The organism is Streptomyces sp. NPDC006208 (genome assembly GCF_040613775.1).
In the GTDB taxonomy this organism is placed as follows: Bacteria; Actinomycetota; Actinomycetes; order Streptomycetales; family Streptomycetaceae; genus Streptomyces.
The window spans coordinates 192,334-206,735 of sequence record NZ_JBEXSW010000006.1 but is presented as its reverse complement, the minus strand read 5'-3'; the positions used below and the strand labels follow the sequence as shown (position 1 = coordinate 206,735).

Genomic DNA, 14,402 nt, shown 5'->3' with positions numbered 1-14,402 from the left:
CCTGCCGCGTACGCTCAGACGGTCCTAGCGGTCGACGAGACGGTCGAACTGCGTCGTCGTGTGCCGCAGGTGAGCCACCAGCTCGTCACCGACCTTCGGTTCCTGCGCATCGGCAGGTACGAACAGGATCGACACCTGCATGTGCGGCGGTTCGGCGAACCAGCGCTGCTTGCCCGCCCACACGAACGGCGACAGATTGCGGTTCACCGTCGCCAGACCCGCGCGCGCGACACCCTTGGCACGCGGCATCACACCGTGCATCGCCTTCGGCGCCTCGAGGCCGACGCCGTGCGACGTACCGCCGGCCACGACCACGAGCCACCCGTCGGACGTCGCCTTCTGCTGGCGGTAACCGAAACGGTCACCCTTGGCGACCGGCGTGACATCGAGCACCGAGCCGCGGTACTCGGTGGACTCGTGGTCACCCAGCCACAGCCGGGTACCGATGCGGGCCCGGAAGCGGGTCTGCGGGAACTGCTGCTGAAGCCGCGCCTGTTCCTCGGCCCGCAAATGGCTGACGAACATCGTGTGCAGGGGGAGCCGGGCCGCCCGCAGCCGGTCCATCCAGCCGATGACCTCCTCGACCGCGTCCGAACCGTCCGTGCGGTCCAGCGGCAGGTGCAGCGCGAAGCCCTCCAGCCGTACGTCCTCGATGGCCGCGTGCAGCTGGCCGAGCTCCTGCTCGACGATGCCGTGCCGCTTCATCGAGCTCATGCACTCGATGACGACCCGCGCCCCGACCAGGGCGTGCACACCGTCCACGGACGAGACCGAACGGACCACCCGGTCCGGCAGCGGCACCGGCTCCTCGCCGCGTCTGAACGGGGTCAGGACCAGCAGGTCGCCGCTGAACCAGTCCTTGATCCGTGCCGCCTCGTAGGTGGTGCCCACAGCCAGCATGTCGGCGCCGAAGCGGGCAGCTTCGTCCGCGAGCCGCTCATGACCGAAGCCGTAGCCATTGCCCTTGCACACCGGTACGAGCCCGGGGAACTGGTCGATCACCGACTTCTGGTGCGCCCGCCAGCGTGCGGTGTCTACGTAGAGGGAGAGCGCCATGGCCGGCCCGGAACCTTTCTGGTGGCTGCGGTGTATCAGAGGTATGTACGAGACTACGGAGTCATTCGCTGCGACGGAGCCGTTCGGGGTGTCGTCAGCGACGCGACATGTAGATGTCGAGCGCCTTGTGGAGCAGCTTGTTGAGCGGGAAGTCCCACTCGCCCACGTACTCGACGGCCTCGCCGCCCGTGCCCACCTTGAACTGGATCAGACCGAACAGGTGGTCCGTCTCGTCGAGCGAGTCGCTGATACCGCGCAGGTCGTAGACCGTGGCCCCCATGGCGTACGCGTCGCGCAGCATCCGCCACTGCATCGCGTTCGAGGGCCGGACCTCACGCCCGATGTTGTCCGAGGCGCCGTACGAGTACCAGACGTGCCCGCCGACCACCAGCATCGTCGCCGCCGACAGATTCACGCCGTTGTGCCGAGCGAAGTACAGGCGCATGCGGTTCGGGTCCTCGTTGTTCAGCACCGTCCACATGCGCTGGAAGTACGAGAGCGGGCGGGGCCGGAAGCGGTCGCGCACGGCCGTGATCTCGTACAGGCGCTGCCACTCGGCAAGGTCGTCGTAGCCGCCCTGGACGACCTCGACACCGGCCTTCTCGGCCTTCTTGATGTTGCGCCGCCACAGCTGGTTGAAGCCCTTGAGGACATCGTCGAGCGAGCGGTTCGCCAGCGGTACCTGGTAGACGTAGCGGGGCTGCACATCACCGAAGCCTGCGCCGCCGTCCTCGCCCTGCTGCCAGCCCATCTTCCGCAGCCGGTCGGCCACTTCGAACGCGCGGGGCTCGATGTGGGAGGCCTCCACGTCGCGCAGACGCTTCACGTCGGGGTCCTGGATTCCCGACTTGATGGCCGGAGCGTCCCAGCGCCGGATGACCACCGGCGGGCCCATCTTCACGGAGAAGGCGCCCTGGTTCTTCAGATGCGCGAGCATCGGCTGGAGCCAGTCGTCCAGGTTGGGGGCGTACCAGTTGATGACCGGGCCCTCGGGCAGGTAGGCGAGGTACCGCTTGATCTTGGGCAGCTGGCGGTACAGGACCAGGCCTGCGCCCACCAGTTCGTTGTTCTTGTCGAACCAGCCCAGATTCTCCGAGCGCCACTCCGTCTTCACATCAGCCCATGCCGGAACCTGGCAGTGACTCGCCGAGGGCAGGCTCTGGATATAGGCCAGATGCTGCTCACGGCTGATGGTCCTCAGGGTCAGGCTCATGCGGGGCGCTCCTCGGCAGGTGTGTCCCCATGGGTACAGGGGCTCCGGCTCTCGCGCCGAAGCCTACTGCGCGGGGGAAGCGTGCTCGATGGCGCTGTGCAAGAGCGCTTGACCACCGTGGGCGCGCTGCCCCGCCGGCACACCTGCCGAGGACCCGCTATCCGAGTACTCCGCCGAAGAGTCCGCCGTGCGCCATGCCGAGGAAGAACCCGACTGCCGAGGCTCCCAGGCCGACGACCAGCGGGAAGCGTTCGCGGGTCGTCTCCGAAACGAACTGTCCGTATCCGCCGGTCAGGATGCCGATCAGTCCGGCCCACGAGCTGAGCAGATGCATGCTGTCGAACATGGCGGAAACGAAGGCCACAGCACCGAGTACGAGCGTCACCACCACCAGGGTGTCCTGGAGGGGATGAGGCTTGCCGTCCGTGGCGAGCAGAGAGACGGAGGGATGTCGCGTTGGCTGTGCCATGAAGCACCTCCTGGCGTTGCCGGAAAAGCGGCGCATGGTAGCGCCGCGTCCACCCGATGTGTACAGATTGCGTCTCCTCACCACCGGATTTCAACCGGAAGCCGGTGTGCGGGTACTCTGTACGGTCTGCACCGGTGTCTGTCCTGGCCAGAACGCAGTCCCAGCTCGACGAGCAGGGATTGTCAGTGGCGACCGATACCGTTGCTTACGCATCACGACCCTCCTGCCACGGAACGACCGTGGCCGCTGAGTCCAAAGGAGGTGGGTTCCACATGCGTCACTACGAGGTGATGGTCATCCTCGACCCCGATCTCGAGGAGCGCGCTGTCTCCCCGCTGATCGAGAACTTCCTCTCCGTCGTCCGTGAGGGCAACGGAAAGGTGGAGAAGGTCGACACCTGGGGCCGTCGTCGTCTCGCTTACGAGATCAAGAAGAAGCCCGAGGGCATCTACTCGGTCATCGACCTGCAGGCCGAGCCTGCGGTCGTCAAGGAGCTCGACCGCCAGATGAACCTGAACGAGTCGGTCCTCCGGACCAAGGTCCTCCGTCCCGAGACCCACTGAGCATCTAGCTCAGAGGTCATCGGGTTCGAGTAGCAGCAAGCAGCCAGAAGCAATCCCGCCGAGAGGTTCACCCATGGCAGGCGAGACCGTCATCACGGTCGTCGGCAATCTCGTCGACGACCCCGAGCTGCGCTTCACCCCGTCCGGTGCGGCGGTCGCGAAGTTCCGCGTCGCGTCCACTCCCCGCACCTTCGACCGCCAGACCAATGAGTGGAAGGACGGCGAGAGCCTCTTCCTCACCTGCTCGGTCTGGCGTCAGGCGGCGGAGAACGTCGCCGAGTCGCTCCAGCGCGGCATGCGCGTCGTCGTGCAGGGCCGTCTGAAGCAGCGGTCGTACGAGGACCGCGAGGGCGTCAAGCGCACGGTCTACGAGCTGGACGTCGAGGAAGTCGGCCCCAGCCTCAAGAACGCCACGGCCAAGGTCACCAAGACCACCGGTCGCGGTGGCCAGGGCGGCTACGGCGGCGGCCAGCAGGGCGGCGGTAACTGGGGCGGCAGCCCCGGTGGTGGCCAGCAGCAGGGCGGCGGCGCTCCCGCCGACGACCCCTGGGCCACCAGCGCGCCGGCCGGCGGCGGCCAGCAGGGTGGGGGCAGCTGGGGCGGAAGCTCCGGCGGTTCCGGCGGCGGCTACTCGGACGAGCCGCCCTTCTAAGGGCAGCTCGTACCCCACTTCTTGATCACACAGGAGATACACCATGGCGAAGCCGCCTGTGCGCAAGCCTAAGAAGAAGGTCTGCGCGTTCTGCAAGGACAAGACCGTGTACGTGGACTACAAGGACACGAACATGCTGCGGAAGTTCATTTCCGACCGCGGCAAGATCCGTGCCCGCCGCGTTACCGGCAACTGCACGCAGCACCAGCGTGACGTCGCCACGGCCGTGAAGAACAGCCGTGAGATGGCGCTGCTGCCCTACACGTCCACCGCGCGATAAGGGAAGGGTGACCGAAACATGAAGATCATCCTCACCCATGAGGTCTCTGGCCTCGGCGCCGCCGGCGACGTCGTCGACGTCAAGGACGGCTACGCTCGCAACTACCTGGTCCCGCGCGGTTTCGCGATCCGCTGGACCAAGGGCGGCGAGAAGGACGTGGCGCAGATCCGCCGCGCCCGCAAGATCCACGAGATCGCGACCATCGAGCAGGCCAACAGCGTCAAGGGCCAGCTCGAGGCCGTGAAGGTGCGCCTGGCCGTCCGCTCCGGCGACGCCGGCCGCCTGTTCGGCTCCGTCACCCCGGCCGACATCGCCTCGGCGATCAAGGCTGCCGGTGGCCCGGAGGTCGACAAGCGTCGCGTTGAGCTCGGTTCGCCGATCAAGACCCTGGGCTCGCACCAGGTGTCCGTGCGTCTGCACCCCGAGGTTGCTGCGCAGCTCGGTGTCGAGGTCGTCGCGGCCTGATCGCTGCGACCGGCTCGATAGAGCAGTAGAGAAGGGCCGTACCCTCTGGGTGCGGCCCTTCCTCTTCGGGGCATCGCTTCTGTCTGTCTGCTCTGTGAACCCTGTCCGGGCGTAGGAAGCGCACCGTGTTTCACGTGAAACGTCGGTACGGGCTCGTCGAGGGCGTCAGCGTGTGGCGCCCGTGACAATCCAGCGGCCGGATCGCGCACGCCACCAGAGGGTCAGCATCCGCACCGTCATCATCAGCGCCATCGCCCACCACAGAGTGGTAAGCCCGCCGCCGAGGCTGGGTACCAGCAGGGCGACCGGCGCGAACACCGCCAGCGTCAGCAGCATCGCCCAGGCCAGATAAGGCCCGTCGCCCGCACCCATCAGGACACCGTCCAGGACGAAGACCACTCCAGCGATCGGCTGGGTGACGGCAACGACGAGCAGGGCAGGAAGCAGCGTGTCCTGCACCGCCTGATCACTGGTGAACAAGGGGACGAAGAGCGGACGGCAGACCACCACCAGCAGCCCCAGTGCGACTCCCGAGATGATCCCCCACTCGACCATGCGCCGACATGCCTGCCGCGCTCCGTCGCCATCGCCCGCGCCGAGACAGCGCCCGATGATCGCCTGTCCGGCGATGGCGATCGCGTCGAGGGCAAAGGCCAGCAGAGTCCACAGGGAGAGCACCACCTGATGTGCGGCGATATTCGTGTCCCCGAGACCCGCTGCGGCGGCCGTGGCGATCAACAGCACTGCCCGCAGGGAGAGCGTGCGGACCAGCAGGGGCCCGCCCGCCTGGGCACTCGCCCGTATGCCCGCTGCATCGGGCCGCATCGACGAGCCGTGCCGCCGCGCACCGCGGACCACGACGACGAGATAGGCCGCCGCCATGCCGCACTGGGCGATCACGGTGCCCCAGGCCGAGCCCGCGATGCCGAGGTCTGCGCCGTATACCAGGCCGGCGTTGAGGCCTGCGTTGGCCGCGAATCCGCCGATCGCGACGTACAGCGGGGTTTTCGTGTCCTGTAGTCCGCGCAGCACACCGGTGGCCGCGAAGACGACGAGCATGGCCGGGATGCCGAGGCTGGATATCCGCAGATAGGTGATGGCATGGGGGGCCGCGGTGTCGGAGGCGCCGAGAAGATCGATCAGCCATGGGGCACCGGGCAGGGTGACGGTGACGACGGCGACACCGAGCAAAAGGGCCAGCCAGATGCCGTCCATGCCTTGGCGGATGGCCGCCTGATGATCGCCCGCGCCGACGCGTCGGGCTACGGCTGCAGTTGTGGCATAGGCGAGAAAGACGAAGATGCTCACGGCCGTCGTCAGCAGTGCGGCCGCGATGCCCAGCCCGGCGAGTTGGGGAGTGCCGAGATGGCCGACTATGGCGCTGTCGACGATGAGGAAGAGAGGCTCGGCGACGAGTGCACCGAAGGCGGGAACGGCGAGCGAGACGATCTCTCGGTCGTGCTGTCGTCGATGAGCCTTCGACGCCACGGGAGCCTGTGTCATGGCATCAATGTAATCTTCCACAGGTAAGAGATGCAATTGCCTTACGTCCCTTACCGAATCGGTCTTGGTGGGCACTCCTGTGCGCTGTTCGTTCCGATCTTGGTCCGGTTGGGAAAGTTTTTCTCCCCCACAGCCGGTGGACGGAAAAATGCCAGGTCAGTTGGGGTTGGAGGAGGGGGTTATGACTTTGTCCACAGTGCTGTCCCCCGCTCCGTGCACAGGTTCTGGAGGGTTCTCCACAGCATCTGGTCCGTCGTCCACATGGCCTGTGGATAACCAGATTGGCTGAAGGTGCCGCCGGGCCTACCGTGGACCGTCGCCTGACTCGCCGAAAGCGGAGTTCGGCGGTCTGTTTTGTCAGTGTCGTGCCGTAGAAAGAGTGGCGCGGCGAGGTCCGTGGAGCGGACGGGAGGAGGTGGGCCGGGTGAGCATTTCCGAGCCCCTGGACGATCCGTGGGCGGCCGAAACCAGCCCCAGTGACCGTCTGCCCGCTTCCCGCCGGCGCCAGGATCAGGGTCGCAGCGGGCGCGGGGGCCGAGAGGACCAGCACGACCGGGGCACGGAGAACGGCGGTTGGGACTCGGGCTCGCCCGGCTTCGAACGCGTGCCGCCCCAGGACCTGGACGCCGAGCAGTCGGTGCTCGGCGGCATGTTGCTGTCCAAGGACGCCATCGCCGATGTCGTGGAGATCATCAAGGGCCATGACTTCTACCGGCCCGCCCACGAGACGGTCTTCCAGGCCATCCTGGACCTGTACGCGAAGGGTGAGCCCGCAGACCCCATCACGGTCGCCGCCGAGCTGGTCAAGCGCGGTGAGATCACCAGGGTCGGCGGAGCTCCCTATCTGCACACGCTGGTTCAATCGGTGCCGACCGCGGCCAATGCGTCGTACTACGCGGAGATCGTCCATGAGCGTGCGGTGCTGCGCAGGCTGGTGGAGGCCGGAACCAAGATCACGCAGATGGGATATGCCGCCGACGGCGATGTCGACGAGATCGTCAACTCGGCGCAGGCGGAGATCTATGCGGTCACCGAGCAGCGCACCAGTGAGGACTATCTGCCGCTCGGCGACATCATGGAGGGCGCTCTCGACGAGATCGAGGCGATCGGTTCCCGTAGCGGCGAGATGACCGGTGTGCCGACCGGGTTCACGGACTTCGACTCGCTGACCAACGGACTGCACCCGGGCCAGATGATTGTGATCGCGGCCCGTCCCGCCATGGGTAAGTCGACTCTGGCCCTGGACTTCGCGCGGGCCGCCTCGATCAAGAACAATCTGCCCAGCGTGATCTTCTCCCTCGAAATGGGCCGGAACGAGATCGCGATGCGTCTGCTGTCCGCCGAGGCGCGGGTGGCGCTGCACCACATGCGGTCCGGGACGATGACGGACGAGGACTGGACGCGGCTCGCGCGCCGGATGCCGGACGTGTCGCAGGCCCCGCTCTACATCGACGACTCGCCCAACCTGTCGATGATGGAGATCCGTGCCAAGTGCCGTCGGCTGAAGCAGCGCAATGATCTGAAGCTCGTCGTCATCGACTATCTGCAGCTGATGCAGTCGGGCGGGTCCAAGCGGGCCGAGAGCCGTCAGCAGGAAGTCTCGGACATGTCCCGGAACCTGAAGCTGCTGGCCAAGGAGCTCGAGGTCCCGGTGATCGCCCTGTCCCAGCTGAACCGTGGTCCCGAGCAGCGCACGGACAAGAAGCCGATGGTCTCCGACCTGCGTGAATCGGGATCCATCGAGCAGGATGCGGACATGGTCATCCTGCTGCACCGCGAGGACGCGTACGAGAAGGAGTCGCCGCGCGCGGGCGAAGCGGACCTGATCGTGGCCAAGCACCGTAACGGCCCGACGGCGACGATCACGGTCGCGTTCCAGGGCCACTACTCGCGCTTCGTGGACATGGCGCAGACCTGATCCGGTGATCTTCGACCCGCCACCCGATCAGCCACGGAGTTGCGATGAAGGACTTGCCGACCTCACCGACCCCAGCCTGAACGAGGCCGCCTGGCGGGCGCACGTTGGGGTCGGCTCAGGTTGAGGGATCCGGCGCGGGCGCCACTGGCTGTGACCATCAGGACGGCTGTCTATCCGCGGTCTGCACGTGGCTCGGCAGTGCTGCCCGGGGTCGCCTCGGCTTTGGTGTAGAGGACTTCGCGGGCCTGCTCCGCGGCGCGGATGATGCTCTCGCCGACGAAGTCGAGGAAGCGGGCGACGTTTTCGAGGCGGGCGGCGGCCGGGGTGTCGCGACCGAGGACGGCGACGCCTTGGCGTGCGGTCTCGGCGAGCTGGGCGTTGGACCGGGCGCTGGCCATCATCGACTGGTACCAGATGTCGTCGTCGACGATGTAGCGCTCGCGGCGGCGTTCGCCTGCTTCCCGGCGCACGAGGGTCATGTTCTCGAGCGCCGTGATCGCTTTGGAGATGGACGCCGGGCTGACCTGGAGGCGCTGGACGAGTTCGGACGCGGTGAGGCTGCCCGCGTCGCTGGTGTAGAGGCAGGTCAGCACCCGGGACAGCATCTTGGGCAGGCCCGATTGCATCAGGACGGTGGTGAACATCTCCTCGTACTCGCGCACGGCCTCGACGTCGCGTCCGTGTGCCTGCGCGTCCGACCCGCGGGGCGAGGTGTGCCTGCGCCTGTGGGCGCGGCGTTCGGTGGCGCGCTGGGCCAGCTCGGCGCGGTAAGCGGTGGGGCCGCCGTTGCGCATCACCTCACGCGTGATCGTCGAGGTGGGGCGGTCGAGACGTCTGGCGATCTCCGCATAGGCGTCGCCGTCGGCCAGCCCCAGCGCGATCTGCCGGCGTTCGGACTGGGTGAGCCTGCCTCCCGGCATCGCGGCCTCCTTCGTGCTCCCGTGTTGCCTGCAGCTTAGCGTTCACCCTCAATCCAGTGCAACAACAGAGCGGGTGCTGTTGCGTTAGTCTCCAATCCATTGCAACGATCTAATGGCTCTTACCTGCACTAACAGTGATTGTGTGCAACAAGCTTGTTGCCAGATCCTTGAATGCAACGTAGCTTTTCCGGCATCGGAAACAACGAGCACAGGAGAGCACGATGCAGAAGTTCGACACCCCCGCCCCGATCTCCGCCGTCCTGGACATCCCCGCGGGGCGCATCCGGTTCATCGCCGCCGACCGGGCCGACACCACGGTCGAGGTCCTGCCCGCAAACGCCTCGAAGGGCCGCGACGTGAAGGCGGCGGAGCAGACCACGGTCGACTACGCCGACGGCGTCCTGCGGATCGACGCCCCGGCGGCGAAGAACCAGTACCTCGGCCCCTCCGGATCCATCGAGGTGAGCATCCAGCTGCCCGCCGACTCCCGTATCGAGGCGAAGTCATCCTGCGCCGAATTCCGGGCCGTCGGACGCCTCGGCGACGTCGTCGTCGAGGGTGCGCACGGCGCGATCAAGATCGACGAGGCCGCGAGCATGCGCCTCACCGCGGCCGCCGGTGACGTCTCCATCGGCCGCCTGGGCGGCCCCGCGGAGATCAGCACGCAAAAGGGCGACATCCACATCGCCGAGGCGGTGCGCGGCACGGTCGTGCTGACCACTCAAATGGGCGACGTGTCCATCGGCGCCGCTCACGGAGTCTCCGCCTCCCTGGACGCCGGCACGGGTTACGGCCGGCTCCACAACGCGCTCAAGAACACCGACGGCGCCGCCGCCGGCCTGAACATCCGCGCGACCACCTCCCACGGCGACATTTCCGCCCGCAGCCTGTAGAAGGAGCACCCCTCATGACCAACCTGGCCATCGCGGCGAACGGGCTGCGCAAGTCCTACGGCGACAAGGTCGTCCTCGACGGCGTCGACCTGGCCGTCCCCGAAGGAACGATCTTCTCCCTGCTCGGCCCGAACGGCGCCGGCAAGACAACCGCCGTCAAGATCCTCTCCACCCTGATCAGCGCCGATGACGGCGTGATCCGCGTCGGTGGCCATGACCTGGCCACCGAGCCCCAGGCGGTGCGCGCCGCGATCGGCGTCACCGGCCAGTTCTCCGCCGTCGACGGCCTGATCACCGGCGAGGAGAACATGCTCCTCATGGCGGACCTGCACCACCTCTCCCGCAGCGAGGGGCGGCGCACCGCCGCCGAGCTGCTGGAGCGCTTCGACCTGGTCGAGGCGGCGAAGAAGCCCGCCTCCACCTACTCCGGCGGCATGAAGCGTCGTCTGGACATCGCCATGACGCTGGTCGGCAACCCGCGGATCATCTTCCTCGACGAGCCGACCACCGGCCTCGACCCGCGCTCCCGGCACAACATGTGGCAGATCATCCGCGAGCTGGTCTCCGACGGCGTCACCGTCTTCCTCACCACCCAGTACCTGGAGGAGGCCGACGAGCTCGCCGACCGTATCGCGGTGCTGAACAACGGCGGGATCGCGGCCGAGGGGAGCGCCGACGAGCTGAAGCGGCTGATCCCCGGCGGACACGTGCGGCTCCGCTTCGCCGACCCGGCCGCGTACCAGAGCGCCGCCCTCGCCCTGCGCGAGGTCACCCGGGACGACGAGGCACTGGCGCTGCAGATCCCCAGCGACGGCAGCCAGCGCGAGCTGCGCTCCATCCTCGACTGGCTGGACTCGGCCGGCATCGAGGCGGACGAACTGACCCTGCACACCCCCGACCTCGACGACGTGTTCTTCGCCCTGACCGGCACCGACGCGCAGCCCGGCCGGTCCAGCCTGCCCAGCCAGCCCAAGGAGGCCGCCCGATGAGCTCCCTCTCCCTCGCCGTACGCGACTCGTCCACGATGCTGCGCCGCAACCTCCTGCACGCGCGGCGCTATCCCTCCCTCACCCTGAACCTGCTGCTCACCCCGATCATGCTGCTGTTGCTCTTCGTCTACATCTTCGGCGACACGATGAGCTCGGGCATCGGCGGCGGTGGCCCGGACCGCTCCGCATACATCGCGTATGTCGTCCCGGGCTTGCTGCTGATGACCATCGGCAGCACCGTGGTCGGAACCGCGGTGTCCGTCTCCAACGACATGACCGAGGGCATCATCGCCCGCTTCCGCACGATGGCGATCCACCGCCCTTCGGTGCTCGTCGGGCACGTCGTCGGCAGCGTGCTGCAGTCGATCATGAGCGTGGTCCTCGTCGGCGCCGTCGCCGTGGCCATCGGCTTCCGGTCCACGGATGCAACCGCCCTGGAGTGGCTGGCGGCGTTCGGGCTGCTCGTGCTCTTCGCCACGGCGCTCACCTGGATCGCGGTCGGTATGGGCCTGATCAGCCCGAACGCCGAGGCCGCCAGCAACAACGCGATGCCGCTGATCCTGCTGCCGCTCCTCTCCAGCGCCTTCACCCCGATCGACTCCATGCCCGGCTGGTTCCAGCCGATCGCCGAGTACCAGCCGTTCACGCCCGCCATCGAAACCCTGCGGGGCCTGCTGCTCGGCAGCGAGATCGGCCACAACGGGTGGCTCGCCATCGTCTGGTGCCTGGGTCTCGCGGTGCTCGGCTACTTCTGGTCGACCTCGAAGTTCAACAGCGACCCGAAGTAACCGCCATGACAGCGCGGGGCCGCCTCCCGCAACTCGTTCCGCCCCAGGGCGGCGTACTCCGGCACCGCGTCGGCGTACGCCGCCCTGTCGGCGCTCCCGGCCATCCGGCCCCGGGGATCCCCGGCCCCGTGGCACCGTCTCAATTGATCTAGGCGCCTGATGGCGCGGGGAGCCGCGCGACGAGGTGTCGGGCACATGCGGTCGACGTCGCGGACCGGCACCGATAGACCTTGCGTATGAAGTCATTCTTGGAAGAACTGCTTCCCAGCACCCGGCGGGCCCTTCTGCACCGTATCGCCGTCGCGCAGGCCGAAGGGCGTGCGCCGTCGCTGGTTGCCGCCGTGCAGCGCGATGGGCATCTGGTGTGGACGGGGTCGCGCACATCGGTCGACGGACACGCGCCGGACGCCGACACCCAGTACCGCATCGGCTCCATCACCAAGACCTTTACGGCAGTCCTCGTGATGCGGCTGCGCGATGAGGGGCTGCTGGATCTGGGCGATCCTCTGGAGAAGCATCTGCCTGGCACGGGTGTGGGTGAGGTGACCATCGTCCAACTTCTGGGGCACAGTGCGGGGTTGAGCGCGGAGTCACCGGCGCCATGGTGGGAGCGGACCCCGGGGTCTACTCGCCCGGACCTTGCCGATGTGCTGGGTGAGAAGACACGGATGCACCCGGCCGGGCGCCGGCATCACTACTCCAACCCCGGCTACACACTCCTCGGTTCGCTGGTCGAGGCGGTACGGGAGGCGTCGTGGGAGGAGGTGCTCCGGCGCGAGATCCTTGAGCCGCTGGCGCTGAATCGCACGAGCATGCAGCCCCGGATGCCGCACGCCGGCGGGTGGGCGGTGCACCCCTGGGCGGATGTGATGCTGCCCGAACCGGCCGAGGACCTGGGGTTGATGGCCCCGGCCGGGCAGCTCTGGTCGACGGCCGGCGACCTCTGCCGCTTCGCTGCCTTCCTTGCCGATGGGGACGACCGCGTCCTGAGTGCCGAGTCCCTGAGCGAGATGCGGACGCCGTCCGTGCCGCCCGAGAGCGGGGAGTGGGAGAGCCTGTACGGCCTGGGCCTGCAGATCGTGCGACGGGACGGACGCACCTTGGTCGGCCATGGAGGCTCGCTCCCAGGCTTCCTCGCCGGGCTGTGGGTGAGCCTGGACGACGGCGTTGCGGCGGTCGCGCTGGCCAACGCAACCTCGGGCCCCTCGACCGGGGTGGTAGCCGGCGATCTCGTACGGATCGTGGCGGATGCAGAGCCGCGGATCCCTGAACCTTGGAAGCCGCTCCCTGAGGTCGACCAGGCGCTGCTGGAACTGACGGGGCCTTGGTACTGGGGGACATACCCCTACGGTCTGCGCCTGGTGGCGGACCGCGGCGTAGAGCTGGAGCCGCTGCGCGGGGCGGGCCGGAAGTCACGATTCGTCGCTGACCCGGGGGCGCGGGAGACATGGACCGGGCTCGACGGCTACTACGCGGGGGAGACGTTGCGTGTGGTGCGCCGTGACGACGGTTCGGTGAGCCATCTGGACCTCGGCTCGTTCGTCTTCACCCGCGAGCCGTACGAGCCGGGTGATGCGGTTCCCGGGGGTGTGGACGAGCACGGCTGGCGCGGGCTCGGTGGATGAGCCGGACGGTGTTTCACGTGAAACCGCCACCTGCTTCTACCAGACCTGTCTGTACACGGATCAGATGCTCAGCTTGAACCCGACGTGCGAAGCCTCGAAGCCGAGCCGCTGGTAGAAGCGGTGTGCATCGGTGCGGCTGACATCGGATGTGAGCTGAACGAGCCGGCAGCCCCGGCGGCGTGACTCGGCGACGGCCCATTCGACGAGCTGGGTGCCGAGGCCGGTGCCGCGCTCGTCCGCGTGGATTCGTACGCCCTCGATGATCGAGCGCGTGGCGCCTCGGCGCGACAGCCCGGGGATGATCGTGAGCTGGAGAACACCGACGACCCGGTGACCGCGTACCGCGACCGTCTGATGCTGGTTCGGGTCGTCGGCCAGCCGCTCAAACGCGGCGTTGTACGGGTCGAGGTCGTCCGGCGACTCCCGCTGGGCGCCCAGAGGGTCGTCGGCGAGCAACGCCACGATCGCCGGGATGTCGTGGCGTACGGCCGGCCGTATCTGCAGCTCGTTCATGATCGGCAGACTACGCAGTTGCTGCCCGCTGTGCGGGAACTCCGAGCTCTTCGACAGCCTTGACCAGAGGAGCGAGCTCAGGGTTCTTGGCCGCTTGGTCGAGTGCCTCGCGCAGGGCGGAGTCATTGGTGGGGCGGGCCTCGGCGAGGAGCCGGAGGCCCGCTTCGCTGACGTTGGTGTAGATGCCGCGGCGGTCGGTGGGGCACAGGTAGCGGGACAGCAGGCCACGGTCCTCGAGGCGGGTGACGAGGCGGGTGGTGGCGCTCTGGCTGAGGACGACAGCGTCGGCGACCTGCTTCATCTGCAGATGGCCACCTTCGCCGTCGTGCTGGCGGCTGAGAACGTCAAGGAGTGAGAACTCCCGGACGCTCAGTCCGTGGTTGGCCTCGAGAGCGCGCTCGATATGGGCCTCGATCTTCCCGTGCAGCAGCGAGAGAGCGCACCAGCCCTGGGACAGGGACGTGAGGGCGGGGTCGGTCGCGCTCATCTGGTGACCTCCTCGGTGCTGGAGTCCTCGGCTCTCGAGCGGCTCGCTCTCCAGGTTAGACGATTGAT

16 protein-coding genes are annotated in these 14,402 nt (G+C 67.7%); 9 read left to right on the top strand and 7 right to left on the bottom strand.

Features of this window, described 5'->3' with window-relative positions:
- Positions 1–24 precede the first annotated feature (24 nt).
- From ABZ208_RS06850 to ABZ208_RS06840, 3 genes are all read right to left on the bottom strand, one after another.
- Complete coding sequence (locus ABZ208_RS06850) at positions 25–1,056, bottom strand: alanine racemase (protein WP_356908488.1); 1,032 nt, start codon at positions 1,054–1,056, stop codon at positions 25–27.
- Positions 1,057–1,150: 94 nt separating this feature from the next.
- Positions 1,151–2,269 (bottom strand): peptidoglycan bridge formation glycyltransferase FemA/FemB family protein, encoded by a 1,119-nt coding sequence (locus ABZ208_RS06845; protein ID WP_328398834.1) that lies wholly within the window; start codon positions 2,267–2,269, stop codon positions 1,151–1,153.
- Between the two features lie 157 nt (positions 2,270–2,426).
- On the bottom strand, positions 2,427–2,738 hold the full coding sequence (locus ABZ208_RS06840; protein ID WP_356908487.1) for a hypothetical protein: 312 nt from the start codon (positions 2,736–2,738) through the stop codon (positions 2,427–2,429).
- Positions 2,739–3,010: 272 nt separating this feature from the next.
- On the opposite strand from ABZ208_RS06840, the gene rpsF reads away from it, so the two are divergent.
- The 4 genes from rpsF (at position 3,011) to rplI (ending at position 4,698) form a co-directional block, all read left to right on the top strand.
- Positions 3,011–3,301 carry a 30S ribosomal protein S6 gene (gene rpsF, locus ABZ208_RS06835; RefSeq protein ID WP_004950685.1) on the top strand — a complete coding sequence of 97 codons (291 nt, stop codon included), beginning with the start codon at positions 3,011–3,013 and terminating at the stop codon, positions 3,299–3,301.
- A gap of 73 nt (positions 3,302–3,374) precedes the next feature.
- On the top strand, positions 3,375–3,953 hold the full coding sequence (locus tag ABZ208_RS06830) for a single-stranded DNA-binding protein (protein ID WP_356908486.1): 579 nt from the start codon (positions 3,375–3,377) through the stop codon (positions 3,951–3,953).
- A 43-nt stretch (positions 3,954–3,996) separates the two neighbouring features.
- Positions 3,997–4,233, top strand: coding sequence for a 30S ribosomal protein S18 (rpsR, locus tag ABZ208_RS06825; RefSeq protein WP_003956534.1), 237 nt, complete (start codon positions 3,997–3,999; stop codon positions 4,231–4,233).
- Between the two features lie 18 nt (positions 4,234–4,251).
- Positions 4,252–4,698, top strand: a complete 447-nt coding sequence (rplI, locus tag ABZ208_RS06820) for a 50S ribosomal protein L9 (protein WP_328398840.1) — start codon at positions 4,252–4,254, stop codon at positions 4,696–4,698.
- Positions 4,699–4,863: 165 nt separating this feature from the next.
- Here rplI and ABZ208_RS06815 read toward each other — a convergent pair whose 3' ends face one another.
- Positions 4,864–6,201, bottom strand: coding sequence for an MATE family efflux transporter (locus ABZ208_RS06815; RefSeq protein ID WP_356908485.1), 1,338 nt, complete (start codon positions 6,199–6,201; stop codon positions 4,864–4,866).
- A gap of 442 nt (positions 6,202–6,643) precedes the next feature.
- Here ABZ208_RS06815 and dnaB point away from each other — a divergent pair, with 442 nt between their 5' ends.
- Positions 6,644–8,119 (top strand): replicative DNA helicase, encoded by a 1,476-nt coding sequence (gene dnaB / locus ABZ208_RS06810; RefSeq protein WP_356908513.1) that lies wholly within the window; start codon positions 6,644–6,646, stop codon positions 8,117–8,119.
- Between the two features lie 170 nt (positions 8,120–8,289).
- On the opposite strand, the gene ABZ208_RS06805 is transcribed toward dnaB, so the two are convergent.
- Positions 8,290–9,039, bottom strand: coding sequence for a helix-turn-helix domain-containing protein (locus tag ABZ208_RS06805; protein ID WP_356908484.1), 750 nt, complete (start codon positions 9,037–9,039; stop codon positions 8,290–8,292).
- A 221-nt stretch (positions 9,040–9,260) separates the two neighbouring features.
- Between ABZ208_RS06805 and ABZ208_RS06800 the strand changes: the two genes are divergently transcribed.
- The 4 genes from ABZ208_RS06800 (at position 9,261) to ABZ208_RS06785 (ending at position 13,334) form a co-directional block, all read left to right on the top strand.
- A complete protein-coding gene (locus ABZ208_RS06800) occupies positions 9,261–9,932 on the top strand; it encodes a DUF4097 family beta strand repeat-containing protein (protein WP_356908483.1) in 672 nt (223 codons plus the stop codon).
- A gap of 14 nt (positions 9,933–9,946) precedes the next feature.
- Positions 9,947–10,921, top strand: a complete 975-nt coding sequence (locus ABZ208_RS06795) for an ATP-binding cassette domain-containing protein (RefSeq protein WP_356908482.1) — start codon at positions 9,947–9,949, stop codon at positions 10,919–10,921.
- A complete protein-coding gene (locus ABZ208_RS06790) occupies positions 10,918–11,709 on the top strand; it encodes an ABC transporter permease (RefSeq protein WP_356908481.1) in 792 nt (263 codons plus the stop codon). The genes ABZ208_RS06795 and ABZ208_RS06790 overlap by 4 nt, the downstream gene beginning before the upstream one ends.
- 236 nt (positions 11,710–11,945) lie before the next feature.
- Positions 11,946–13,334, top strand: a complete 1,389-nt coding sequence (locus ABZ208_RS06785; RefSeq protein ID WP_356908480.1) for a serine hydrolase domain-containing protein — start codon at positions 11,946–11,948, stop codon at positions 13,332–13,334.
- Between the two features lie 60 nt (positions 13,335–13,394).
- On the opposite strand, the gene ABZ208_RS06780 is transcribed toward ABZ208_RS06785, so the two are convergent.
- The gene (locus ABZ208_RS06780; protein ID WP_356908479.1) at positions 13,395–13,847 is read right to left on the bottom strand and encodes a GNAT family N-acetyltransferase; all 453 of its coding nucleotides are present in this window, start codon (positions 13,845–13,847) and stop codon (positions 13,395–13,397) included.
- A gap of 10 nt (positions 13,848–13,857) precedes the next feature.
- Positions 13,858–14,334, bottom strand: coding sequence for a MarR family transcriptional regulator (locus tag ABZ208_RS06775; RefSeq protein ID WP_356908478.1), 477 nt, complete (start codon positions 14,332–14,334; stop codon positions 13,858–13,860).
- Positions 14,335–14,402 lie beyond the last annotated feature (68 nt).